Genomic DNA, 23,091 nt, shown 5'->3' with positions numbered 1-23,091 from the left:
ACGGGCGGTCAAAATGAAGACAGGTTTGGGGCGCGTTATCGCGCAATGTGGTGCAACGATGCGGTCGATCTGGATGGCGGGTTGCATCGCTGTTTTGGCGGCGGGCGTGGCGCATGCACAGAATTTTGCATTCAGCAGTTTTAACATCGAAGGCAACCAGCGCGTTGCTGATGGCACGATCCTGACATTTGGGGGGTTGCAACCTGGTGCCGGGTTATCGACGGCAGAGTTGAACACCGCAGGGCAAAACATCCGTGAATCCGGCCTGTTTGAAAGCGTGGATCTGGTGCCTCAGGGCAGCACATTGCTGATCCGCGTCGTCGAATACCCCACCATCAATCGCATCAATATCGAAGGCAATAGCCGCTTGCGTGACGCGCAATTGCTGACCCTCGTGCAATCGCAATCGCGCCGGGTGTTTACGCCCGAGCAAGCAGAGGCCGACACCGCTGCAATCACCCAAGCCTATGCTGAACAAGGCCGGATCAACGCAACTGTTACGCCGCGCATCATCCCTTTGTCCGACAACCGTGTTGATTTGGTGTTTGAGGTGGTCGAATCTGCCATTACCGAGATTGAGCGCATTACATTTGTGGGCAACCGCACCTTTTCCGAAGGGCGTTTGCGCCGTGTACTTGAAACCAAAGAGGCAGGTATCTTTCGCGCCTTGGTCGGGCGCGATACGTTTTCGTCCCAGCGCGTGGCGCAAGACCGCGAAGTTCTGACCGATTTCTACCGCTCGCGTGGCTTTATCGATTTTGTCATTCAAAACGTCGATGTGTCGCTGACCCGCGAACGCGACGCCTATCTGGTGACCTACAACGTCCGCGAGGGGCAACGATACTCCATCGCGGATGTGACCGTCACAAGCGAGATCAACGGCGTCAACGCCGCCGAGTTCGAAGAGGCCGTGCGTTTGCGCAGCGGATCAACCTATTCGCCGGTGTCCGTTGACAATGACATCACACGGATTGAGCGTCTGGCAGTGCAGCGCGGGATCCGTTTTGTACAGGCCGAAGCGCAGATCAGCCGCAACCCCCGCGATCTGAGCCTGAATGTAAACTATGTGCTGGTCCCGGGCGAGCGCGTGTTTATTGAACGTATCGACATCGAAGGTAACGGCACCACGTTGGACCGTGTGATCCGCAACCAGTTCCGTTCGGTCGAAGGTGATCCGCTGAACCCGCGTGAGGTGCAGGAAAGTGCGCGTCGCATTCGTGCGCTGGGGTTCTTTCAGGGTGTCAACGTTGACACGCGTGCCGGAACAAGCGCGAACCAACGCATTATCGATGTTGATGTAGAGGAAGGCCCAACCGGGACGCTGTCCTTTGGTGCGAACTTTAATACGGATACAGGTGCTAGCCTGTTGGCCTCGTACAGCCAAAGCAACTTTCAGGGCCGTGGCCAAGGGCTCGACTTTAGTTTTTCGACCGCTGAGTCAAACCGAAGTGTTGGCTTCAGCTTCACTGAGCCGCAATTGTTGGGGCGCGATCTGCGTGGATCGATCAACCTGTCCTACAGCACGACAGATAATGAAAATGCGCTTTATGATACCGAAACGCTACGGATCAGTCCGGCGATGAGCTTTCCAGTCAGCGAATTGGGGCGTTTGTCCTTGTTCTATGCTCTTGAATATAATGACCTGTTTGATGTTTCCAGTTCAGCGAGTGAAGTAATCAGCCAAGAGGCGGAGCTTGGTGGTATCTGGACAAATTCGCTTGGCTATACCTATAGCTTTGACAACCGCCGCACCGGATTGAACCCGGATGTCGGGCTTGTTTTCCGCTTTGGACAAGAGTTTGGCTTTGGTGACACACAATTCATCAAGACCACTGCATTGGCTGGGGCCGAAACTGACGTGTTGAACGAAGAGGTGACGCTGCGTGCAACTTGGGAGGGTGGCTTGCTAAGCTATCAAAAAGGCAACAGCCGCGTGACGGATCGTTTCTTTTTGGGCAGCCGCTTGATGCGCGGTTTTGAGGCCGGGGGGATCGGTCCGCGGGATGCAGATACAGACGACGCATTGGGCGGCGATGCGTTCTCGGTTGTACGGCTTGAGGCAGAGTTCCCCTTGGGCCTGCCCAGTGAATATGGTATTAGCGGCGGTGCCTTTATCGATTATGGGTCGGTCTGGGATGTGGGCGAGACGTTTGGTGAGGATGTCGTTTCCAACGACTTTATTGGCCGGTCTGTCGCGGGCCTGTCGATCTTCTGGACAACGCCAATTGGGCCGTTGCGGTTCAACTTTACCGAACCGCTTGATGTGCAGGACGTCGATGAGACGCGGAACTTTGATGTGACTATTTCGACGAGCTTCTGATGGCGTTTCTACGGGCGTGTTTGATCTGGCTGATACTGGCGCTGCCGGCGTCAGCCCAACAAACATCGCCACCTGTATTGATCATTGATAGTGAGCGTTTGTTCATTGAAACGCTTTATGGACAGCGCCTTGCGTCGGAACTGGCCCAGCAGGCGTCTGAATTGCAGGCCGAAAACGACCGCATTGTTGAATCGCTGACACTCGAAGAACGCAGCCTGACCGTGCGTCGCCCCAATATGACTGCCGAAGAGTTTCGCACCGAGGCAGAGGCTTTTGACGACAAAGTGCAAGAAGTGCGTCGTGTGCGCGACGCCAAGAACGTAGAGCTGCAACTGGCCAGCGCCGGGGCAAGGACCGAATTCGAACAGCGGGTTCAGGGGATCGTCGCGAATATCATGATTGAACGTGACGCCGCCCTGGTGCTGGAGCAACGCAATGTTGTGCTGTCGGTTCGCGCTGCCAATATCACCGACGACGCCATTGTGCGCATCGATGCGGAATTGGGCGACGGTTCACAGTAGCGCAAGCTTGCCGCTTTGAGCAGGGCTTGCTACTCATAACGCTACGGCGGCCCCGGCGCGCCAATAAAAAGATAAAGGAGCCGCGCGCATGACCGAAACTGTGACCACAGCCGATATCCAATTGATTCAGAGAATCCTGCCGCACCGGTATCCGTTCTTGCTGGTCGATAAAGTGCATAGCATCAATGGCACAACCTCTGCTGTTGGTATCAAGAATGTCACCATGAATGAGCCGCATTTTCAGGGCCATTTCCCCGGAAATCCGATCATGCCCGGTGTGACAATTGTTGAGGCGATGGCACAGACCACGGCGGTGATGGTTGGTACGTCACTGGGTCTGACCGATGGCAATTTGCTGGTGTACTTCATGGCCATTGATGGCTGTAAATTCCGCCGCAAGGTCGTACCCGGTGATGTGCTTGAAATGCACGTCGAAACCACGCGCGGCAAGCCCGGTGGTAAGGTCTGGCGTTTCAAGGGTGTGGCCACGGTGGATGGCGAAATGGCTGCTGAGGCTGAATTTACGGCCATGATGGATATGCAAGACTGATGGGCGACATTCACCCCTCGGCCGTGATCGCGGATGGTGCGCGGATTGGCGCAGACTGTACCATCGGCCCGTTTTGCGTGATTGGTGCTGATGTTGTATTGGGCGAACGGGTGCATCTGAAAAGCCATGTTGTGATCGACGGTGATACGCATATTGGCGACGACACTGTGGTTTTCTCTTTCGCCGTTATCGGTGAAATACCCCAAGACCTAAAATTCGATGGTGAAAAATCGCGCCTGCGCATCGGTGCGCGTAACCGTATCCGTGAACATGTGACGATGAACACCGGCACCACTGCTGGCGGGGGCGAGACGCGTGTTGGCGATGACGGGCTGTTCATGGCTGGCTGTCATATTGCCCATGATGCGCAAATCGGTGATCGGGTGATTGTGGTCAATTCCTCTGCTGTGGCGGGCCACTGCATTATTGAGGATGACGTAATTATCGGCGGCTTGTGCGGCGTGCATCAGTTTGTGCGCATCGGGCAGGGTGCCATTATTGGCGCGGTGACAATGGTGACCAAAGATGTCGTCCCACATGGGTTGGTGCAGGCCCCACGCGGTGCCTTGGACGGGCTGAACCTTGTCGGGCTGAAACGAAAGGGTGTGGCCCGGTCCGATATTACGGCGCTGCGTGCCGCCTTTCAAATGCTCAAGGACGGCGAGGGGACATTTCAGGATCGCGCCCATCGGCTGGCGGATGAAAGCGACAGTGCCTACGTGCAACAGATGGTTGCTTTCATTCTGGGTGATACTGACCGCAATTTCCTGACACCGGGCTGATGCTGGCGCTGATTGCGGGTACGGGTGATCTGCCGCCTGCGCTTGTCGCGCGAATGGCGGTACGTCCTTTGGTTTGCGCCATGGCAGGGTTCCGCCCGGCGCTGACCCCTGATCTGACCTTTCGGATCGAACAACTGGGCAGCTTTTTGAACGCCCTGCGTGACCGCGGCGTGACAGACGTGTGTATGGCCGGTGCCGTAACCCGCCCAGCCATTGACCCCGCAGCGATTGATGATGCGACCAAACCGCTGGTGCCCCGCATTATCGGTGCTGTGGCACAGGGCGATGACGGTGCCTTGCGCACCATCATCGCGATTTTTGAGGAGGCGGGTTTCGCCGTCAAAGCTGCGCATGAGATTGCACCGGATTTGCTGCCTGATGCCGGGGTGATCACACGTCAACCCGTCACCATGGACAACCGGCAAGATGCGGTGACCGCTGAACAAGCGGTCGCAGAGATGGGCAAGGCCGACATGGGGCAGGCATGTGTTGTGCGCAACGCCCGCGTCCTGGCCCGCGAAAGGCAGGCTGGCACTGATGCGATGCTGGCGCAATTCGCGCCCAGTGATGATCCGCTTTGGGGGGCTGTGGATGGTTTGGGGTCTGTCCTTGGCAGTGCCGCTGAGTGGCTGAGCGGCACCGAGGGAGAGCCGATCGATGCGCGCGGTGCAATCCTTTTCAAAGCGCCAAAACCCGGTCAGGACCGGCGTGCTGATTTGCCCGTGATTGGGCTGCAGACAGCCAAAGCGGCGGCCGCTGCGGGGCTTGCGGGGGTCGTGATTGAGGCGGACGGGGTAATGGTCCTCGACATTGGCAATGTTGTGTCGATCTTGGATCAAGCGGGCCTCTTTCTTTGGGTGCGACCCCGAGGTGGGGCATGAAAGTCTTTGTGATCGCAGGCGAAGCCTCTGGCGACAAACTGGGGGCGGCGCTTATGGCAGGGCTCAAAACGCTGCGCCCAGATGTAACGTTTGACGGCGTTGGTGGACCTCTGATGCAGACCGAAGGATTAGACAGCCGCTTTCCGATGGAAGAACTGAGCGTCATGGGGTTGGCAGAGATTCTGCCTAAGTACCGCGCGCTTAAGGCCCGGATCAGGCAGATGGCACAGGCCATATTGGCCGATCCACCTGATGTGCTGATCACCATCGACAGCCCGGATTTTTGCCTGCGTGTGGCGCGTCTGGTGAAAGCTGCAAGTGATATCCGGACGGTGCATTATGTGGCCCCGACAGTCTGGGCCTGGCGGCCCAAGCGCGCGGAAAAGATGGCGCGCCACATTGATCATGTGCTGGCACTATTTCCGTTTGAACCGCCCTTGATGCAGGCCGCCGGAATGGCCTGCGATTTTGTAGGACATCCGGTGGTGGCAGAACCTGTCGCCAGTCAGACCGATGCGGATGCTTTGGGCAGTGGCACGGTCGTACTGGTTCTGCCGGGCAGCCGCAAAGGTGAGGTGTCGCGCCTTGCAGACCGGTTTGGCGCGGCAGCAGCGAAGATCGCCGCCGCCGTGCCGGATGCCCGGTTTGTTATTCCCACAACCCGGGGCGTGCAGGATCTGGTGCAGGCGCAGGTGGCCGGCTGGGACGTGCCGGTCACGGTACTGCCGCCTGGATCGCCTGATAAGGCTGCGTGGTTCAAGCGGGCAGATGTGGCCCTTGCGGCTTCGGGCACCGTGTCGCTGGAATTGGCGGCGAGCGGTACGCCGATGGTCATCGCTTATGATATGGCATGGCTAAGCCGGATCATCATCAGCCGGATGCTGATGGTGGACACGGTGACGCTTGTGAACCTTGTCAGCGAAACACGTGTGGTGCCGGAATTCATCGGTGCTGATTGCACACCCGGCCCGATTGCAGAGGCAGTTCTACAGGTATTGGCCGACCCACAAGCACAGCTTGCAGCCATGCGGATGACCATGGAACGCTTAGGGCAAGGCGGTGATCCACCGGGGCTACGCGCGGCGCGTGCGGTTTTGCAACGGCTTGAATAGCCGTCCGTCAAGGACGATCAGGCCAAGGGCCAGAGTGGCAAATCCTATATAGGCACGCAGCGGTAAGGCTTCTCCCAAGACAAACGCGCCCAGCACAATAGCAACCGGGGCAACCATCAGCGTGCACAGCATCAGATTGCCGCTGCCCGCCATCGCCAGCACGCGGTAATACAACATATAGGCGATCGCGGTGGCCACGATGGCGTAATAGGCAATGGCGGCCCATGTTTGCGGTTGCAGTGACAGCGTGATCGGCCCTTCAAATGCCCAGGCCACCGGGAGTGTCATGATGCTGGCTCCGGTCAGCATCCCTGCGGCAGCCACCTGCGGTTTCAGGTGGCCCAGCCTTTTACGCGCCCAGACCCCTGCGAGCGCGTAGCTGATCGTCCCACCAATAACGGCCAGTTGGCCAAGCGAGCGGATGTCGAAATCCTTGAATGCGGCCAAACCTATCGCCGTTGACACACCGATGAAGCCCAATGTAACGCCTGCAGCCTTGCGTGGCGTCAGACGTTCATCCGCAAAGAAGACTGCGGCCGCTATGACGCCAAAAATCGCCGTCGCGGCATTGAGGATTGAAGTGAGACCGGTTTCGATATGGAGCTGCCCCCATGCCATCAAGCTGAAGGGGATAACGTTGTTGAGAAGGCCCATCACAACGAACGCCGCCCAAACGCGCGGCTCTTTCGGTACGGTCAGGCGGCGGGCCAGGACATAGGCCCAAAGGATCAGCATCGCCCAACCGGTGCGGTGGGCCACAGCCGTCAGCGGCCCGATTTCATTGAGTGCGATGCGGATCGACAAAAACGACGCCCCCCAAATCAGCGAGAGCATCATCAACTCGACCCAAGCGCGGGGCGATACGGTTTTCTGGATCGGTGCCATGGGGACGACATGATCGGTTTGCACAAGCCTACGCAACCCGGATCATGCGGGAGGTCAAAGAAAAAGCCCCGCCGGGTCGGGCGGGGCTTTGTATGCCTTCAACGATATGAAAGCTTAGAAGTTGTAGGCAACTTTCACGCCGATGGCGACAGCACTGCTATCGGTAAAATCAGCTCTTGCAGTATCAGGTGTACCTGTTTCCGCGCTTGCATCGCCTGGAACGATATAGCGAATTCCCGCAGAAATTGCGTAATCGTCCAACTGGTATTCACCACCAACAGCGATCGAGTAGTTTCCGTTTGTTGGTGCCAATGGTGACACCAAATCACTGTCGCCTTCGGGCTCATATCCGACAGAAACGGACCCCGAAAAGACGTCGTTGAATCTGCGACCAACACCAAGAGTGTATCCAAAGCCGTCATCGATGTCTGTTAACGAACCGAGAGGAAATGCCTCAGGTTCAACGACAACAACACTATACTCGGCCCATCGTACCGAACCAAACAGCAGAGTGTCAGCTGCAATACCCGTTTGGAAGTCGAGGTTCACCGCCTGTGGCGTGGTCACTTCTGTATCCGCAGTACTGCCAAAATTATCGGATGTACCAAATTCATGCTCAATCTCAGAGATGTAGGTCAAGGCGACACGCAGGGCGATATCCGGAATTTCATAGGCCGCGCCAAGCGTGTAACCATAGCCAACATCACGATCCAAATCAACGCTATAGCCAGAGACGCCCGCAGGCGCAGCGCCACCATATGCTGCACCGTCAAGTGTCACGCTTGCTTCGATTGCCTGTGCTCGCACACCTCCATAGATGCTAAAATTCTCATCGAATTTATATCTAAGCAGACCGGTCAGAGCTATCGAGTCGAGAACTGCTTCTGTTCCTCCTAAAGAGACCGAGTCACCAACTGGATAGCTGATATCTGCTCCATAGGGTTCATCGATAATCAAGGCGAAAGACATTTTTTCGTCGATGTCCCTCTTGTAGCCGAACCCAACCACACCGTAATCGTCTGCTACATTACCTGTTGGTCCTCCTCCGAGTGGATCAAATGCTGCGACGTCATCGCCTTCAACAGTTGGCATGACATAGCCAAAGCTGAATTCAGCATAATTACCTTCCTCAAAGATAATACCTACTGATTGCCCCGAACGGTCAAGCCCAACCGCTTGCACCATGCTGGTTGAAAGCAGCAAAGCTGCCCCCGCTGTCATTACGTTTTTCATGTCCTCATCCCTGTCATGAATATTTTATGTGCGGTCCACCCTATGGATTGCCTAAGCTTTACGTCAATTAATGACGCCGCGTCATTTAAAAGACCGCTCCGCGGCGTCACAAAATTACAATAAGTCGGGTTATCTTGGTGTTTCGTTAATTTTTCGCGGCGCGCATCGCAAAAGCAATATTAAGGTAATTGGCGCCAAAGATCAAAAAAGCACCTATGAAAACCCAGATTTCAAGCGGTTCCTGATAGAGCAACATACCGACGATCGCGATTGTTGGCAGGCGCACAAAGTCAATGGGCATCACGATGCTTGCGGGTGCGATGCTGAGCGCTTTGGTCAGGCAGAAGTGGGCCAACAACCCCGCACATCCAATCAGGATCACCCAAGGGAGTGCTGTGCCCGAGGGTAGGGCGATGTCGCCATCATAGCCTGCGCAGACGAGCCCGAACACCGCCTGCATGACCGTTAGATAAAACAGGATTGTCGTAATCGTCTCGGTCTGGGTCAGCTTGCGGGTGAAGATCGCAGTGAGCGCAAAAAACACCGCGCAACCGGCTGCGGCCATCAGCCCAAGGCTGATATTGGCGGGGTCGGGCCGGGCTACAATAAGGATGCCAATAAAACCGATCGCCGCGCTGAGTAAACCGATGGCCGTCATCCGTTCTTTCAGGATAAGGGGTGACAGCAGGATCACCCAGATCGGCGTGGTGAACTCCAGTGCAAACACCTGCGCCAGCGGGATCATGGTGATGGCGTAAAACCACAGGTTTTGACCGGTGAAGTGAAAGATGTTGCGTATGGCGTGCAGCCCTAGTCGGCTTTGATTAATCTGGGACACTGTGCCTGTTGCCACAGCTACGCTCACGACGATGGCGATGCCGGTCAGGCTGCGAAACAGCATGATCTCGAACGTATCCAGCTCTGCGCTGACCGCCCGCCCTGCAATAGCCATCAGCGTGAAAGATGAGATCGCCCCGATCATCCAGGCGGTGGCTATGACAAGATTATTCATAGGTGCAGTTGTCATCGCGCGGCACTGTTTTGCAACCCCGGCCGTGATGTATTTGGTTGGCGCGATATCAAACGGGGGCGAAGATATTGAAATTTGCGATTGTGATGATGTTGGCAAGACAGCTTGCGGCCCCGATGCGTTCACCACCGATCTGCCTCTTGATGTGTGGAACCGCTAGCCTGCGCGCGTGGCAAAGACATTGCCATCCATCTGCGCAGCCGCGGTGATTGGCGTGCCGTCGGGCTGCGTCAGGTTGAAACCACAATCGCGTAGCATGTCAAAGACCGCTTCGTGGTCGCGCGATACTTCGATCATCACGCTGCGTGCGGCTTGCAGCACCTGGAAACCGCCGCGTAGCACGGCCAGTTCTGCCCCCTCGACATCAATTTTCAGGACTGCGGGCCAGACATTATGCGCGCGGGCATAGGCATCAAGTGTGATCGTGTTCACCTTACGCGCCTGAACCTCCAGCTTGCTGCGTTGTGTACGCGCGATATCGCTGGATGATGCAAAATCAGCCTCAAGCGAATTCATGAAGCCGCCCATGTTTTCTTCGTAAAACGTGGCCTTGCCGGTGTAGTCCGTGACAGCGGCATTGATATGAACGCATTGCATGCAGCGCGCGATATTTTTGCGTAGGAAATGCTGGTTTTGTTGCCCTGGTTCAAAAACATGTATTTGCCCGGTATGGCTGACCTGCCGCGCGAAAAACTGTGTTAGATAGCCGATATGTCCACCCACCTCGAACACGGTGTCGCTGCGGCGGATCAACTGTGCAAGCCGCCGCATGGTCTCTGTTTCACGGTGTTTGCCATAAAACCAGTAGCCCTTATGCGTATAGCTGAGCAGATGAAAAGGCAGCCCAGAGAACGGGTTAGTGATCGTCATGCGCCGGTCGATCCGGCGTAGGATGGGCAACGCGATAGATCTCAGCAGTTGGCTGGAGGCGAGCCCCTCACGAAAGGGGCGGGGTGATACTTTGGACAATGTTGGTTGCACGCTCGTTACTCATCAACTCAGGATTGTGCAACTTTCCTTTAGAGTTCTTAACAGTTCGTTAAGAGTGATAGGATTTGTGGTCCTTATCATTCCCATTCAATCGTGCCGGGTGGTTTGCTGGTGATGTCGTATGTCACCCGATTAATCCCTTGCACTTCGTTGATGATCCGCGTTGCAGTTTCGCCAAGGAACTCATGGCTGAACGGATAGTAATCGGCCGTCATCCCATCGACCGAAGTGACCGCCCGCAGCGCGCAGGCAAAATCATAGGTCCGCCCGTCGCCCATGACACCAACGGTGCGCACCGGCAGAATGGCGCAGAACGCCTGCCAGATGTCATCATAAAGACCGTGCTTGCGGATTTGGTCGATATAGACGGCATCGGCCTTGCGGAGTATTTCCAGCTTTTCGCGCGTGATCTCTCCAGGGCAGCGGATGGCAAGGCCGGGGCCGGGGAAGGGGTGGCGGCCGATGAAGGACTTGGGCAGGCCCAATTCAACACCCAAAGCGCGCACCTCGTCTTTGAAGAGTTCGCGCAGTGGTTCGACCAGTTTCAAACCCATCTTTTCGGGCAGACCGCCGACGTTGTGATGGCTTTTGATCGTGACCGACGGACCACCAGAAAAGCTCACGCTTTCAATGACATCTGGGTAGAGGGTGCCTTGGGCGAGGTATTCGGCACCTTCGATCTCATTGGCGTATTTCTGGAATATATCGATGAAGAGCTTGCCGATGATCTTGCGCTTGGTTTCGGGGTCGGACTGGCCCTCCAACTCACCCAAGAACAGCTCACTTTCGTCGGCATGGATCACCTTAAGGTTCATGTGATCGCGGAACATGCCGACGACCTCTTCCGCTTCGTTCAGGCGCAGCAGACCGTGATCAACGAAAACGCAGGTCAGTTGATCGCCGATCGCTTCATGTAGCAAAGCGGCAGCGACCGACGAATCCACGCCACCTGAAAGGGCGCAGATCACATGCGCGTCGCCGACCTGTTCCTTGATTGCTGCAATGGCCTGTTCGCGGTAGGCACCCATTGTCCAATCGCCGGAAAATCCAGCGAGACGCACGAAGTTTTCATAAAGCTTCGCGCCGTTCGGCGTGTGGTGGACCTCAGGGTGGAATTGTACGGCATAGAAATTGCGAGCGACATCGGCAGTAATGGCGTAGGGCGCGTTTGGCGACGTGCCATAAACCGCAAAACCTGGTGCGATTTCAGAGACATGATCGCCATGGCTCATCCAGACTTGTTCCTTGTCGGCCGAGAACCATCCGTCCAATAAAGGCAGCTTGCTTTCAGGCGTCACATAGGCCCGCCCAAACTCTGCGGTGCCGTGCCCGCTGGTTACTTTGCCGCCCAACTGGGTCATCATCGTCTGCTGACCATAGCAAATGCCCAGCACTGGCACGCCCATTTCAAATACCAATTGCGGGGCGCGGGGTGATCCCTCGCGCGTCACGCTGTCTGGACCGCCTGAGAGGATCACTGCTTTCGGGGCAAAATCGGTCAAAAACGCATCGGTGACGTTCTGATAGGGGTGAATTTCGCAATAGACGCTGAGTTCGCGCAAACGACGCGCGATAAGCTGCGTCACTTGGCTGCCAAAATCGATGATGAGAAGGCGTTCGTGGGTGCTGATATCCATGGCGCTTGGCGTAATAGCAGGGCCGGATTTGTGCAAGAGGGGGCGGCGATATTCGCAAGCGCATTTTTGTGCTATGATACCACCATTATTATTGGAGTTTTTTGATGCAGATATTTGAACACACATTGGCGCGGGTCGCCGTTTGGAACCTTGCAGGCTTTGGCGGCATTGATAGCGACCGCATGAAACGGCAGGCCGAAGGGCTGGCGTTGCTGGATGCGGAACTGGTGACTTTGGTTGAGGTGAACCCCGTCAGCTATATTGATGCGCTGGCCGCCGAGATTGGCACCTATGGATTACATTACGATACGACGATCGTGGCACAGCCCGGTGACCTGCATATCGGTTTTTTGCATAAGAAAGGCGTTGAGGTCACGAACGCGACTTTAGTGCCGGGCTCTGAAGGGGCCTATGCCAATGGGCGCCGTGCGGTGTCGGTTGATATCAAGATGGGTAAATTCTCGGCCCATTTGCTTGGGGTCCATCTGAAATCAGGGCGGGACAAACCGGAACAAAAACTGCGCGATACACAGTGTATCGCGATTGGAAACTACCTGACCAATCTGCGCAACACCCCTGGTTTCAAACGCAAAACGCTGCTGCTGATGGGTGACTTCAACATGATCCCCGGTCAGGATGTTAGTAATTTTCACCACTTGGGCGGTGATGACCTGATGGATTTTGTATCCTCTTGGGACCTGCAAGATCGGTTCAGCCATATCCTTGATAAGGGCCGCGCGAACCTGCTGGACGGGTTTGCGGTGTCGCGCACTTACGCCACCGATTATGTTCGCGGGTCTTTGCGTTTGTTTCCAATGCATTGGACGATGGACATGGGCCGCGAACGGTTCAAGGATGAGGTGTCGGACCACTTGCCCTTTGTGGCGAGTTTCAAGGTCTACTGACACTACATGTCGTTTTCGCGCCTCAGGGGCCGCAATTTGGGCAAGGTGAGCCGGGTTGGAGTTGTAAGAGAGACGCACCAGTCAGAGAACCTATGAGGGATGAGCCATGTCGGACGCAGCAGCACCAGTCAGAGCAGGGCGCAGAGGGCGCGGGGGTGGTGGTGCCGCGCGTAGGGCTGAGCGAACTGCTGTCAGCGTCGAGACTGCGAAGTATATTGAGCGGAACATCCCCAATTATGAGGTCCTGACCGAAGGGGCGCTCGACACGATTGAGGCGAATGCCGAGATGGTGCTGGCCGAAATCGGTGTGAACTTTGTTGATAACCCCGCGGCGCTGGAGCGCTGGAAATCTGCTGGAGCGCAGGTGGATGGTGAGCGTGTGCGCATCCCGCGCGGTCTGGCCCGCAAGCTGTGTGCGACTGCGCCGTCCGAATACACCCAGCATGCCCGCAACCCTGAACGTAATGTGGTTGTAGGCGGCAAGAACCTTGTGCTTGCCCCCGTCTATGGCCCGCCCTTTGTGCGCGATGCCGAAGGTGGCCGCCGCTACGCAACGATGGATGATTTCGAGAAATTCGTGAAGCTGGGCTATATGTCGAAATGGCTGCACCACTCCGGCGGCACAGTTTGTGAGCCTACGGATGTGGCCGTCAACAAGCGTCACCTTGATATGTTGCTGGCCCATATGGTCTATAGTGACAAACCATTTATGGGGTCTGTGACAGAACCCAGCCGCGCGCAGGACAGCCTTGAGATGTGCGAGATCCTGTTTGGCAAAGAGTTCGTGCAGGATCACACGGTGATGACCTCTTTGATCAACATCAACTCGCCGTTGACCTTTGATAGCGTAATGATGGGCGCGTTAGAGGTCTTTGCAAAGAATAACCAAGCCTCGATTATCAGCCCGTTTATTGTGGGTGGTGCGATGGCGCCGGTGTCGGTGGCGGGTACACTGACGCAGGTGTTGGCCGAAGTACTGGCCGGTGTGGCCTATAGCCAGATCGTCCGTCCAGGTGCGCCGGTGGTGATGGGGACCTTTGTGACCTCGATAGACATGAATTCCGGTGCGCCGACATTCGGGACGCCAGAGGCCAGCCATATCACCTACGGGGCAGGGCAATTGGCCCGCCGTTTGGGGTTGCCGTACCGTTCCGCAGGATCGTTCTGCGGATCGAAATTGCCGGACGCACAGGCAGCCTATGAAACGGCGAACTCCTTGAACATGGGACTGCTGGCAGGCGTCAACTTCATGCTGCACAGCTGTGGTTGGCTTGAAGGCGGGCTTGTCGCCTCGTTTGAGAAGTTCGTCATGGACGCCGATATGCTGGGCACCCTGCATCACTTCGCGCAAGGCGTGGATATGTCTGAGAACGGGCAAGCAATGGGTGCAATTGAAGAGGTGGGGCCGGGCGGGCACTACCTTGGATGCGAACATACGCAGGCAAACTTTAAGACAGCGTTCTGGCGTTCCGATTTGTTTGACTACAAGCCGTTTGAGACATGGGATGAAGAAGGCGCACGCGACACCCAGACGCTGGCAACGGCGCGGGTGGCCAAGCTGCTGGACACTTACCAACAGCCAGCGCTGGACCCAGAGATCGAGGCACGGTTGCGTGCCTATGTTGCAGAGAAAAAAGCCAGCATGCCGGATGCGTTCGGCTAGGGCCCGTGGGGAATGCCCACAGGCCCTAGACCAATCGTAGGGCGGTGGCGCGCATCAGCTGCGCTTCGCCCAATATTGCGATCAGAACCTCGACATGATGTGCAGGGCGATAATCAGCGGCATCATCGACCCGCAGTTCATTCATCCTGGCTTCAATATCAAGCAGTTGCACCAGTGCCGCGCCATGGCGGGGCAGGGTGTCGCTCTGCAATATCCGACGTAAATGGACGGAGCGGCGATAGTCATCGACCCCAAATCTAGCAGCGCGTGCAAGCAGCACAGGGCGGGTCAGCGTGGCAATCCGGGTGTAGAGATCAAGCATGTGTCAATTGTCCATTACATATGTGGCAGTACATTCAATATTACACAACCTAAACGGGTGTTGCGTAATCGCCATGAGATGAGAACGCATCGGTTAGGTTTGTTTATCTTTTGGAAAGAATGGTTGACGAGCAATTTACGCCGTTAACAGAAATGTGGCTATGCACGCACAGGTGGAATGTGCCCGACATCTTTGGATGGGGCGGTTCGTCTGTTGCGTCGGACATTTCGACAAAAGGATACGTAACCATGACAGCAGCAGAGGGGCAGACTGCCTCGCCCTATTTACCACGTTGGGTTCCGGATGCAGCCCGCCACTATCTTGTTCACACACAGACGGGTCTTTCGATCCGTGCGCTTGCGCGGGCCAGCGACTGTCACCCGTCAACAGTGCTGCGGCAGGTGCGCCGGTTTGAAGGGCGGCGTGATGATCCATTGATCGATTCGGCCTTGCGCGCGCTTTCAGCGCAGGTGTCCGCCCGCGATATTTTGAAAGAGGGGAAAGAGAAGACAATGAAAATGGAGTGTTTGAAGAGTGATCCGCACCAGCCTGTCGGCTTGTCACAGCTGCGTATAGACCAGGAAGCCAAGCGCATTTTGCGCCGCCTGTGCGAACAGGGCGCGGTTTTGGCTGTGGCGCGTGAAATGGAAACCGCCGTTGTGGTGCGCGTTACACCGGAAGGGGAGCAGGTGCGCACAGCCGTTGTGGACCGCGAGATTGCACAGGCGATGGCCCTGAAAGACTGGATCACTTGCCCTGAACCCGAGGGGCGCATAGCACGTTATTTTGTTACCAATACGGGCCGGGCCGCCTTGCGGCGTTTGACCGCGGAAGATGAAAATCGGGCCAGCGGGTTCGCCGAAAAATCCAGTGATCCGCAGGGGGATGCGGGCTGGGATATTGCTGCAATCGAAGGTGTCACACGGCCGACCTATCGTGGTTACCCGAATGAAAGCCCATTGGTGGGATTGTCGCGCCGCAAGGACCGTGACGGTAAACCTTTCCTGCCCCGTGACCTGGTTGCTGTGGGCGAACGTCTGCGCGAGGACTACGAACTGGTCGAGGTCGGCATGGCCGGCAGGGAAAGCTGGGAAAGTTTTATGAATGGTGGAACGCCCGCCGAAATGACCGAAGGACCCAAAGAGGCCGTCGCAGCATATGGTCGGATCAAAGATGCATTGGCCGAGCTTGGACCAGGCTTGGGGGATGTGGTGTTGTACTGCTGCTGTTTTCTGGAAGGGTTGGAGCAGACTGAAAAGAAAATGGGATGGTCGGCGCGTTCGGGTAAGATCGTGCTGCGCATAGCACTCCAACGCCTCAAACGCCATTATGAGGAAACGCAGGGGCGCTATGGTCCGATGATCGGGTAGCAAGCCAGGTCATGCACCGGGCGCAGTGCCGTCATGCGCGGCACTGTGAACATTGGACTTTTCGGTTTGCCGGGGCTAGGTATCCTCTAACAAGACCGGAGCCTGATATGCCCACACGCGATCTGAAAATTCCAGCACAGCGCCACCCTGAAAAGCAGCGGCGGCCTGATGCTCCGCAGCCCAAAAAGCCGGATTGGATCAGGGTAAAGGCGCCCGTGTCAGAAGGGTATAAGAAGACCCGCGACATCATGCGCGAAAACAAGCTGGTCACGGTCTGCGAGGAGGCGGGCTGCCCCAATGTCGGTGAATGCTGGAGCCAGGGCCACGCAACCATGATGATCATGGGAGAGGTCTGCACGCGGGCCTGTACGTTCTGCAACATCGCCACCGGCAAACCGCCCGAGGCTTTGGACGTGTTTGAGCCGGGCCGCGTGGCTGATGCGGTCAAGAAACTGGGGCTGAAACACGTCGTTATTACGTCAGTGGATCGTGATGATGTGGAAGACGGCGGGGCGGAACATTTTGCCCAGACTATCCGTGCCGTCCGCCGCCAGTCACCTGATACCACAATAGAGATTTTAACACCGGACTTTATTCGCTGTGATCCGGCTGTGCTGGAGGTCGTCGTCGCGGCGCGCCCTGATGTGTTCAATCACAACCTTGAAACGGTGCCGGGACTCTACCCGGAAGTGCGGCCCGGCGCGCGTTACTTCCATTCGCTACGCCTGTTGCAGCGGGTCAAGGAACTTGATCCAACGATGTTCACCAAATCCGGCATCATGGTTGGTTTGGGCGAAGACAAGCAGGCGGTGACGCAGGTAATGGAAGACATGCGTGCTGCCGACATCGATTTCCTCACGATTGGTCAGTATCTGCAGCCGACGCCGAAGCATCACAAGGTCGATCGCTTTGTGACACCAGAAGAATTCGCGACCTACGAAAAAGCCGCCTATAACAAAGGCTTCCTGATGGTGTCCGCTACGCCACTGACCCGGTCATCCTATCACGCAGGCGAAGATTTCGCGCAGCTGCGCGCTGCGCGGCAAGCCAAGTTGGGGACGGCCTGAGGCATAGGTTTCAGGTGAGATGAGGCGAGCGCCGCGAATCTTTAGCGCGAAATTTCCGAACGCCACAAGTGGGCCGTATGATGCGCTACCAACGCAGACCAGCTATCCAGCGCGGCGGCTTAAATGCGGGACAAAGTGTGATTTCGCTGCAGTTGCGCCAAGGTCTGCTTCCGTAGCGGTCAGATTAGCTCATGTCGTCTTTCAACCAAGTCACGAAAGTCCGAATAGATGGCTTTTCGAATGTTTCCGGAAGGGCCACGGCGTAGTAGGCAAACGTGGTTGGCCACACGGTCTCCAAAGCGCGTACCAACTCGCCTGAAGCCAAACCGTCCTTGACGTATATGTCATTGAGCAAAGCCAAACCTTGGCTTTCGGTCGCTGCTTTGACGGTTAGAAAGTCATTTCCATATTGCGGGCCATATTGTGCGTCTGAGGCGTTGACGTCCTGTGCTTCAAACCAGATCGACCAGTCCTTTCCGGTCGAATCCGGCAAAAGACGGAAGTGTAAACAATCTGCAGGTGCTGTTAGTGGCCCATGCTTTTCCAACAACGCTGGGCTTGCGACCAAGATAAGCTCGGGCGCGCAAAGCCATTCAGAACGAAGGCCGGGATACCTGCCAAGACCATGGCGGATTGCGAGATCAATTGGTTCAGATTTGAAATCGACCAACCGGTCGTCAGTTTCGACCGAAATCCTGATCCTGGGGTAGTTCTGTGCGAACCGCCCCACACTGGACACAAGCCTGGAATGGGCGAAGGTTGCCGATGCGCTTATCCGCACGGAGTCACGATGGGTTGAGAAATGCTCTTCATGTGCAGCTTCAATCTTGGAGAATGCAGACCCTATATCAGATTGAAGTGCAAGCCCCGCTGCCGTTAGCGTAATCCCGTGTTTGCTGCGATCAAACAGACGCGAACCGTGACGCTCTTCGACCGCCCGGATACGCTGGCTTATGGCACCAGGCGTAACCCCCAGTTCTTGCGCGGCATCCTGCATCGCGCCGGTTCGGGCAACAACATGAAAAGTATAGAGGTCTTGAATACGAATAGCCATATTTGACTTTAGTACAGCTAAAGTGAGGTGACCAGCATATCGTTCGTCAAAGCGCGGACTTGATGGCATCTGCATATCAAGTAGACGCGTTATGTCAGATACACACACCCATCCGTCACGCCAAAACTGGACCGTTGTTGTTTTTGGTTTTTTGGCACTGTCACTCGCCTTTTCCAGCCGTGCCGCCCTTGGGCTCATCATGCCTGTCTGGCAAACGGAGTTTGGCTGGACCAGCAGTTACATTTCAAGTGTGGGCGCCGCTGCTCTGGTTGTCATGGCCATTGTCGCGCCCTTCGCGGGGCGGCTCGTGGACAGACGCGGATCGCAGTTCACGCTCAACCTTGGCATGGGACTACTCGGGATCGGCTGCGCCATCGTCGCGTTAATGAATAGCAAGCTGATGTTTGTCATCGGCTTTGCCGGTTTCAGCGCAGTTGGTTTTGGCATCGTCGCCACACATGTGGTGGCCACTGCCGTCACCCGAAGTTTTTCTGAAAACCAAGGTCTGGCAACCGGTATCGGCACGTCTGGCGCAACGGGAGGGCAGTTCCTGATTGTCCCACTGATTGCTGCGTTGCTGGCTTTTGCAAGCTGGCGATGGAGTTTTGGTGCCTTGTCTCTCGCCAGCCTCGCACTCATCCCCTGTATCCGCATGAGCATGAGGGCAGATGAACCGGCAGAGGAGGAAACTGGGGTCAGCGATGTACCCTCCTCCATGAGGCAAGACTTTGTGATGATCGTCCGACAACCAGCATTCCACCTACTGTTTTGGAGCTTTCTGATCTGCGGGTTTACCACAACCGGCGTGATCGAAACGCATTTGCTCCCGTTTGCTGCCTTCTGTGGGTTTCCCCCGATCCCAAGTGCGACCGCCTACGGTTTACTGTCACTGGTGAACCTGATCGGCATGATTGCTGCGGGCTGGCTGACTGATCGCGTCAATCGTCCAGTGCTTCTGGCTTCAATCTATATGCTGCGGGCTTTAACATTTATTCTGCTTGGCAGCCTTCCTGGCACATCCATCGAAATGTTGTTCTTGTTCGCAGTTCTGTTTGGGGCAGTCGATTATTCTACCGTGCCCGTCACAGCCAGCTTGGTGGCCAGCCATGTCGGTATCAAGATGATGGGCCTCGCAATGGGTCTAATATCCGCCGGACACGCGATTGGCGGGGCGATGGGCGCATTCGCCGGCGGCTATCTGTTTACCGCGACACAAACATACGATCTTGTCTGGACCGGCTCGGTATGGCTTGCTGTGGGTGCAGGCGTGCTGGCGCTTTTCCTTAAAATTCAGCCAACAAGCAGGGCAGTTGCATAGCGGTCGTTCTTGCAGAGCGCAGCAAATGACAGGGCTGAGGCCTCTTTGACCGATGCTGCGCTCTGCAAGAACGACCGCTTCGCGATTTGCCTTGAACTCAGCGCAGTCAGTGATGGAGATGTCAAAGCATTGTGACGTTCGGCAATATGGGTTCATGACTCGTCAATAAACCGTACCTTGCCGATGAATGGCAGGTTGCGGTTGCGTTGGGCAAAGTCGATGCCATAGCCCACGACAAATTCATCGGGGATTTCGAAACCAATGTAGCTTGCTTTAAAATCAACCTCGCGCCGCGCTGGTTTATCAAGCAGCGCAATGGTTTTCATTCGCGCAGGTTTGCGGGAACCAAGAAACTTGGTGACATGGGCCAATGTGTGCCCGGTATCCACAATATCTTCGACAATCAGCACATCGCGCCCTTCAATCTGCCCGCGCAGGTCCTTGAGGATACGGACCTCGCGGGTGCTTTCCATGCCATCACCGTAAGACGACGCCTCAAGAAAATCGACCTCAACGGCCAGATCCAGCTCACGCACCAGATCGGCGATGAACACGAAGGACCCGCGCAAGAGGCCGACGACCACCAGTTTGTCGGTATCTGCAAACTCGGTTCGGATTTCGCGGGCCAGTTCCTCGATCCGTGCGGCGATGGATTTGGCACTGATCATTTCGTCAATCGCGTAATTGGGGTGCGGCATAGGGGCTCCGGTGTGGGGAAATGGGTTGATTTTCGTGCCTAAGTCTAAGACATCCTCAGCCGAAGTCACCCGCGAAAGACACCGCATGCCAAGTCATTCTGAAACCAAGTTTCTGCCCTACACAGCGCAGCAGATGTACGATCTTGTCGCGGATGTTGATAACTACCCAAAGTTTTTGCCATGGACCGCCGCTGCGCGCGTCCGCAGCATCACTGACAAAGGTGATCATCGCGAAATGCTGGCCGATCTGGTGATTTCGTTCAAGGTGTTTCGTGAGAAATTTGGCAGTCGCGTGACCCTTTGGCCTGATGCGATGAAGATTGATACTGAATACCTTGATGGTCCGATCCGCCATCTGGAAAGCCAGTGGCGTTTCAAAGATGTGGCGGGTGGCTGCGAGGTCTCTTTCGATGTCGATTTTGAGTTTAAGAGCCGTTTGTTGCAAGGTGCGGCAGGGATGTTCTTTAATGAAGCCATGCAGCGCGTGGTGCGTTCGTTTGAACGGCGCGCGACAGAGCTTTACGGGTAAGCTGACGTCTCGTTAATAATCACGCGTCGAAGCGTCCGGCGGGAGTTTTTCGGCCAAGATGAAGGGCAGGGGCGGTTATCAGAATACACCGAGCGCCCGCGCAAAGAGAGCCAGACCATGATCACGGGCCGCCCTGCGCACGCCGTCCCGACCCAAGGCACCGAATTCGATCGTTTCAGTGCTGATGTCGGCTTCGCGCGCTACTCCAAAGCAAACGCGGCCTTCGGGTTTGTGCTGTGATCCGCCCGGTCCCGCAATCCCTGTGATTGCCACCGCAATATCGGCATCGGAGTGACGCAATGCACCCGCGGCCATTTGTGCGGCAACCTCTTCTGACACCGCGCCATAGGCGTCCAATGTGGCTTGCTCGACATCCAGCATCTGCATTTTCGCGGCATTGGTATAGGTCACAAAGGCTCTGTCAAAAACGGCAGAACTGCCGGGGATATCCGTGATTGCCGCGCTCAACATGCCGCCGGTACAGCTTTCTGCGGTGGCCAGCATCACGCCCTTTGCTTTCGCGTTATTAAGCAAGTCAGCTGGGGTCATATCAACACGATATGGTAAAGGGCGGCGAGTGCGCCCACCCCGATGGCTGCAAAAAACCCGGCGATCACATCATCCAGCATCACGCCCTGGGGGCCGTGCATTCTGTCAGCCCAGCCCACTGGCCCCCATTTGGTGATGTCAAACAGACGAAATAATGCAAAGGCTGCGATCCAGCCGGGCCAAAGTGCCAGAATATCCACATCTTGCCGCGCAGCACCAAAGGCAAGCGGCAGCAAGGCGATCCACTGGCCGCAGACCTCATCAATCACAATCTCGGATGGGTCGTGATTGTCTTTGCCTTTTGTCTCGACCGCGGTGGCCCAGACGCCCAGGACGTAGGACAGCACAACCCCCGCGAAGAGGCCCCAAGGGCCGGTGAGCGTATATATGAGCCAACCTGCGGGCAGGGCCGCGAACGAGCCCCATGTGCCGGGGGCAGGGCGCATGTGGCCGACATAAAAGAAGGTGGCGATCAGGTGGCTCATGACTTGATCAACGTCACCGTGGCGAGAGAGGCGATGCCTTCCTCGCGCCCAGTGAAGCCCAACCTTTCCGATGTGGTTGCCTTGACGCTGATCCGGTCACTGTCCAACCCCATATAGGCCGCCATCACGGCCTTCATCGCGTCTTGATGTGGGCCGATCTTGGGGAATTCGCACACCAGCGTGCAATCTACGTTGCCGAGGGCGTAGCCGTCCGCCTTGGCCAACGCCACTGCATGTTCGAGGAAAATATGGCTCGCGGCCCCTTTCCACTGTGGGTCGGACGGGGGAAAGTGCTGCCCGATGTCGCCTTTGCCCAATGCACCATAGATCGCATCCGTAACCGCATGCATGCCCACATCGGCATCTGAATGCCCCTGCAAGCTGCGCGTATGGGGGATTTGTACACCGCAGAGCCAGACATGATCGCCCGGTCCAAAGCGGTGCACGTCATAGCCGTTGCCTGCGCGAATATCCATGTCCTGCCTCATCAGTTTGGCGACCCGCGCGAAATCAGCGGGCGTGGTGATTTTGATGTTGTCTTCATCGCCCGCCACGATGGCAACGTCCATCCCCCCCGCGCGTGCCAAGGCGACATCGTCGGTTTCCCGCCCGGTACTGCCAGCATGTGCCGCGAGAAGCGGAGCGAGGAGAAACCCCTGTGGGGTTTGGGCACGGTAAAGCTTGTCACGATCTTGCACCCCTTGCACAGCACCGTCTGTGCCGTACCACAGCGTATCAGTGACGGGGACAGCAGGTGCCGCACCGTCACTGTCATTCAATGCGGTCAACACGCGGTCAATCACTGCATCGGTCAGCAAAGGACGGGCCGCATCATGGATCAACACTTTGTCGATGTCGTCGTTTACCGCGGTAAGACCTGCCATCACAGATGCAGCACGGGTCGCGCCACCGATAGCGATTGTGACCGCAGGTTCGCGCGGCCAGACATCGCTATCGACGTCATCAGGGTGCAAAACCAAGACGACCTGTGCAATGGCCGGGTGCTGGGCAAACTGCCCCATTGCATAGGCGGCAACGGGCCTGCCACACAGGTTTTGCCATTGTTTGGGGGTATCACCACCTGCGCGTGTGCCGCGCCCGGCGGCGACGATGATTGCCGCTGTTGCCATCTGCATTCCGTCATTGCTTGTCTCAGGTTTAGGGTGCCTGTCACCGCAACGCAATTCGGC

24 protein-coding genes are annotated in these 23,091 nt (G+C 56.5%); 13 read left to right on the top strand and 11 right to left on the bottom strand.

Translation table 11 applies throughout. From position 1 onward, the window contains the following. The first annotated feature begins 13 nt into the window (after window positions 1-13). From bamA to lpxB, 6 genes are all read left to right on the top strand, one after another. Window positions 14-2,320 (top strand): outer membrane protein assembly factor BamA, encoded by a 2,307-nt coding sequence (gene bamA / locus BC777_RS03870; RefSeq protein ID WP_100366823.1) that lies wholly within the window; start codon window positions 14-16, stop codon window positions 2,318-2,320. Further along, window positions 2,320-2,841, top strand: coding sequence for an OmpH/Skp family outer membrane protein (locus BC777_RS03865; RefSeq protein ID WP_100366822.1), 522 nt, complete (start codon window positions 2,320-2,322; stop codon window positions 2,839-2,841). The genes bamA and BC777_RS03865 overlap by 1 nt, the downstream gene beginning before the upstream one ends. An 88-nt stretch (window positions 2,842-2,929) precedes the next feature. Then, the gene (fabZ, locus tag BC777_RS03860) at window positions 2,930-3,391 is read left to right on the top strand and encodes a 3-hydroxyacyl-ACP dehydratase FabZ (protein WP_100366821.1); all 462 of its coding nucleotides are present in this window, start codon (window positions 2,930-2,932) and stop codon (window positions 3,389-3,391) included. Then, window positions 3,391-4,173: an acyl-ACP--UDP-N-acetylglucosamine O-acyltransferase gene (lpxA, locus tag BC777_RS03855; RefSeq protein WP_100366820.1), complete on the top strand. Its 783-nt coding sequence runs from the start codon at window positions 3,391-3,393 to the stop codon at window positions 4,171-4,173. The genes fabZ and lpxA overlap by 1 nt, the downstream gene beginning before the upstream one ends. Beyond that, entirely contained in the window at window positions 4,173-5,054 is an 882-nt protein-coding gene (locus tag BC777_RS03850; RefSeq protein WP_100366819.1) for an LpxI family protein, read from the top strand. Before lpxA ends, BC777_RS03850 begins: the two co-directional genes overlap by 1 nt. Then, window positions 5,051-6,166, top strand: coding sequence for a lipid-A-disaccharide synthase (lpxB, locus tag BC777_RS03845; protein ID WP_100366818.1), 1,116 nt, complete (start codon window positions 5,051-5,053; stop codon window positions 6,164-6,166). Before BC777_RS03850 ends, lpxB begins: the two co-directional genes overlap by 4 nt. Here the strand turns inward: lpxB and BC777_RS03840 are convergent. The 3 genes from BC777_RS03840 to BC777_RS03830 form a co-directional block, all read right to left on the bottom strand. Beyond that, window positions 6,128-7,051 carry a DMT family transporter gene (locus BC777_RS03840; RefSeq protein WP_245834143.1) on the bottom strand — a complete coding sequence of 308 codons (924 nt, stop codon included), beginning with the start codon at window positions 7,049-7,051 and terminating at the stop codon, window positions 6,128-6,130. The genes lpxB and BC777_RS03840 overlap by 39 nt on opposite strands. Before the next feature lie 114 nt (window positions 7,052-7,165). Next, entirely contained in the window at window positions 7,166-8,284 is a 1,119-nt protein-coding gene (locus tag BC777_RS03835) for an OmpP1/FadL family transporter (RefSeq protein ID WP_100366817.1), read from the bottom strand. Between the two features lie 145 nt (window positions 8,285-8,429). Beyond that, the gene (locus tag BC777_RS03830; protein WP_100366816.1) at window positions 8,430-9,296 is read right to left on the bottom strand and encodes a DMT family transporter; all 867 of its coding nucleotides are present in this window, start codon (window positions 9,294-9,296) and stop codon (window positions 8,430-8,432) included. Between BC777_RS03830 and BC777_RS03825 the strand changes: the two genes are divergently transcribed. Beyond that, entirely contained in the window at window positions 9,280-9,474 is a 195-nt protein-coding gene (locus tag BC777_RS03825; RefSeq protein WP_100366815.1) for a hypothetical protein, read from the top strand. The genes BC777_RS03830 and BC777_RS03825 overlap by 17 nt on opposite strands. Here BC777_RS03825 and BC777_RS03820 read toward each other — a convergent pair. Beyond that, complete coding sequence (locus tag BC777_RS03820) at window positions 9,471-10,295, bottom strand: FkbM family methyltransferase (protein WP_100366814.1); 825 nt, start codon at window positions 10,293-10,295, stop codon at window positions 9,471-9,473. The two genes, BC777_RS03825 and BC777_RS03820, sit on opposite strands and share 4 nt — an antisense overlap. A gap of 86 nt (window positions 10,296-10,381) precedes the next feature. Further along, on the bottom strand, window positions 10,382-11,941 hold the full coding sequence (guaA, locus tag BC777_RS03815; protein ID WP_100366813.1) for a glutamine-hydrolyzing GMP synthase: 1,560 nt from the start codon (window positions 11,939-11,941) through the stop codon (window positions 10,382-10,384). Between the two features lie 104 nt (window positions 11,942-12,045). Between guaA and BC777_RS03810 the strand changes: the two genes are divergently transcribed. Both BC777_RS03810 and BC777_RS03805 read left to right on the top strand, forming a co-directional pair. Next, window positions 12,046-12,846 (top strand): exonuclease/endonuclease/phosphatase family protein, encoded by an 801-nt coding sequence (locus BC777_RS03810; RefSeq protein WP_100366812.1) that lies wholly within the window; start codon window positions 12,046-12,048, stop codon window positions 12,844-12,846. Window positions 12,847-12,952: 106 nt separating this feature from the next. After that, window positions 12,953-14,509 (top strand): trimethylamine methyltransferase family protein, encoded by a 1,557-nt coding sequence (locus BC777_RS03805; protein WP_100366811.1) that lies wholly within the window; start codon window positions 12,953-12,955, stop codon window positions 14,507-14,509. 25 nt (window positions 14,510-14,534) lie between these two features. Here the strand turns inward: BC777_RS03805 and BC777_RS03800 are convergent, their stop codons facing one another. Next, a complete protein-coding gene (locus BC777_RS03800) occupies window positions 14,535-14,831 on the bottom strand; it encodes a DUF6477 family protein (protein ID WP_100366810.1) in 297 nt (98 codons plus the stop codon). Between the two features lie 248 nt (window positions 14,832-15,079). Between BC777_RS03800 and BC777_RS03795 the strand changes: the two genes are divergently transcribed. Both BC777_RS03795 and lipA read left to right on the top strand, forming a co-directional pair. Further along, a complete protein-coding gene (locus tag BC777_RS03795) occupies window positions 15,080-16,201 on the top strand; it encodes a DUF6456 domain-containing protein (RefSeq protein WP_100366809.1) in 1,122 nt (373 codons plus the stop codon). Between the two features lie 107 nt (window positions 16,202-16,308). Then, window positions 16,309-17,268 carry a lipoyl synthase gene (gene lipA / locus BC777_RS03790; protein ID WP_100366808.1) on the top strand — a complete coding sequence of 320 codons (960 nt, stop codon included), beginning with the start codon at window positions 16,309-16,311 and terminating at the stop codon, window positions 17,266-17,268. Between the two features lie 184 nt (window positions 17,269-17,452). Here lipA and BC777_RS03785 read toward each other — a convergent pair whose 3' ends face one another. After that, the gene (locus BC777_RS03785; RefSeq protein ID WP_100366807.1) at window positions 17,453-18,322 is read right to left on the bottom strand and encodes a LysR substrate-binding domain-containing protein; all 870 of its coding nucleotides are present in this window, start codon (window positions 18,320-18,322) and stop codon (window positions 17,453-17,455) included. A gap of 91 nt (window positions 18,323-18,413) precedes the next feature. On the opposite strand from BC777_RS03785, the gene BC777_RS03780 reads away from it, so the two are divergent. Continuing rightward, on the top strand, window positions 18,414-19,640 hold the full coding sequence (locus tag BC777_RS03780; protein ID WP_100366806.1) for an MFS transporter: 1,227 nt from the start codon (window positions 18,414-18,416) through the stop codon (window positions 19,638-19,640). Between the two features lie 152 nt (window positions 19,641-19,792). Here BC777_RS03780 and hpt read toward each other — a convergent pair whose 3' ends face one another. Next, on the bottom strand, window positions 19,793-20,338 hold the full coding sequence (gene hpt / locus BC777_RS03775) for a hypoxanthine phosphoribosyltransferase (protein ID WP_100366805.1): 546 nt from the start codon (window positions 20,336-20,338) through the stop codon (window positions 19,793-19,795). An 85-nt stretch (window positions 20,339-20,423) separates the two neighbouring features. On the opposite strand from hpt, the gene BC777_RS03770 reads away from it, so the two are divergent. Beyond that, window positions 20,424-20,867 (top strand): type II toxin-antitoxin system RatA family toxin, encoded by a 444-nt coding sequence (locus tag BC777_RS03770; RefSeq protein ID WP_100366804.1) that lies wholly within the window; start codon window positions 20,424-20,426, stop codon window positions 20,865-20,867. Between the two features lie 78 nt (window positions 20,868-20,945). On the opposite strand, the gene BC777_RS03765 is transcribed toward BC777_RS03770, so the two are convergent. Genes BC777_RS03765 through BC777_RS03755 form a run of 3 tightly spaced genes read right to left on the bottom strand, consistent with a single transcriptional unit; the run spans window position 20,946 to window position 23,031 of the window. Further along, complete coding sequence (locus tag BC777_RS03765) at window positions 20,946-21,416, bottom strand: CinA family protein (RefSeq protein WP_100366803.1); 471 nt, start codon at window positions 21,414-21,416, stop codon at window positions 20,946-20,948. Continuing rightward, window positions 21,413-21,901, bottom strand: coding sequence for a phosphatidylglycerophosphatase A family protein (locus BC777_RS03760; protein ID WP_100366802.1), 489 nt, complete (start codon window positions 21,899-21,901; stop codon window positions 21,413-21,415). Before BC777_RS03760 ends, BC777_RS03765 begins: the two co-directional genes overlap by 4 nt. Then, on the bottom strand, window positions 21,898-23,031 hold the full coding sequence (locus BC777_RS03755; RefSeq protein WP_100367987.1) for a bifunctional 2-C-methyl-D-erythritol 4-phosphate cytidylyltransferase/2-C-methyl-D-erythritol 2,4-cyclodiphosphate synthase: 1,134 nt from the start codon (window positions 23,029-23,031) through the stop codon (window positions 21,898-21,900). Before BC777_RS03755 ends, BC777_RS03760 begins: the two co-directional genes overlap by 4 nt. Window positions 23,032-23,091: the final 60 nt, after the last annotated feature.

This window comes from Yoonia maricola (assembly GCF_002797915.1).
Lineage (GTDB): Bacteria > Pseudomonadota > Alphaproteobacteria > Rhodobacterales > Rhodobacteraceae > Yoonia > Yoonia maricola.
This window is presented reverse-complemented; position numbering and strand designations above follow the sequence as displayed.

Coding starts and splice junctions, on each gene's coding strand:
- BC777_RS03835 (WP_100366817.1), bottom strand. CDS start 8,284: ATGAAAAACGTAATGACAGCGGGGGCAGCTTTGCTGCTTTCAACCAGC.
- BC777_RS03825 (WP_100366815.1), top strand. CDS start 9,280: ATGACAAGATTATTCATAGGTGCAGTTGTCATCGCGCGGCACTGTTTT.
- lipA (WP_100366808.1), top strand. CDS start 16,309: ATGCCCACACGCGATCTGAAAATTCCAGCACAGCGCCACCCTGAAAAG.
- BC777_RS03800 (WP_100366810.1), bottom strand. CDS start 14,831: ATGCTTGATCTCTACACCCGGATTGCCACGCTGACCCGCCCTGTGCTG.
- BC777_RS03850 (WP_100366819.1), top strand. CDS start 4,173: ATGCTGGCGCTGATTGCGGGTACGGGTGATCTGCCGCCTGCGCTTGTC.
- BC777_RS03840 (WP_245834143.1), bottom strand. CDS start 7,051: ATGGCACCGATCCAGAAAACCGTATCGCCCCGCGCTTGGGTCGAGTTG.
- hpt (WP_100366805.1), bottom strand. CDS start 20,338: ATGCCGCACCCCAATTACGCGATTGACGAAATGATCAGTGCCAAATCC.
- BC777_RS03865 (WP_100366822.1), top strand. CDS start 2,320: ATGGCGTTTCTACGGGCGTGTTTGATCTGGCTGATACTGGCGCTGCCG.
- BC777_RS03755 (WP_100367987.1), bottom strand. CDS start 23,031: ATGGCAACAGCGGCAATCATCGTCGCCGCCGGGCGCGGCACACGCGCA.
- BC777_RS03780 (WP_100366806.1), top strand. CDS start 18,414: ATGTCAGATACACACACCCATCCGTCACGCCAAAACTGGACCGTTGTT.
- BC777_RS03830 (WP_100366816.1), bottom strand. CDS start 9,296: ATGAATAATCTTGTCATAGCCACCGCCTGGATGATCGGGGCGATCTCA.
- lpxB (WP_100366818.1), top strand. CDS start 5,051: ATGAAAGTCTTTGTGATCGCAGGCGAAGCCTCTGGCGACAAACTGGGG.
- BC777_RS03810 (WP_100366812.1), top strand. CDS start 12,046: ATGCAGATATTTGAACACACATTGGCGCGGGTCGCCGTTTGGAACCTT.
- guaA (WP_100366813.1), bottom strand. CDS start 11,941: ATGGATATCAGCACCCACGAACGCCTTCTCATCATCGATTTTGGCAGC.
- BC777_RS03765 (WP_100366803.1), bottom strand. CDS start 21,416: ATGACCCCAGCTGACTTGCTTAATAACGCGAAAGCAAAGGGCGTGATG.
- BC777_RS03805 (WP_100366811.1), top strand. CDS start 12,953: ATGTCGGACGCAGCAGCACCAGTCAGAGCAGGGCGCAGAGGGCGCGGG.
- BC777_RS03760 (WP_100366802.1), bottom strand. CDS start 21,901: ATGAGCCACCTGATCGCCACCTTCTTTTATGTCGGCCACATGCGCCCT.
- BC777_RS03795 (WP_100366809.1), top strand. CDS start 15,080: ATGACAGCAGCAGAGGGGCAGACTGCCTCGCCCTATTTACCACGTTGG.
- BC777_RS03785 (WP_100366807.1), bottom strand. CDS start 18,322: ATGGCTATTCGTATTCAAGACCTCTATACTTTTCATGTTGTTGCCCGA.
- BC777_RS03770 (WP_100366804.1), top strand. CDS start 20,424: ATGCCAAGTCATTCTGAAACCAAGTTTCTGCCCTACACAGCGCAGCAG.
- bamA (WP_100366823.1), top strand. CDS start 14: ATGAAGACAGGTTTGGGGCGCGTTATCGCGCAATGTGGTGCAACGATG.
- fabZ (WP_100366821.1), top strand. CDS start 2,930: ATGACCGAAACTGTGACCACAGCCGATATCCAATTGATTCAGAGAATC.
- lpxA (WP_100366820.1), top strand. CDS start 3,391: ATGGGCGACATTCACCCCTCGGCCGTGATCGCGGATGGTGCGCGGATT.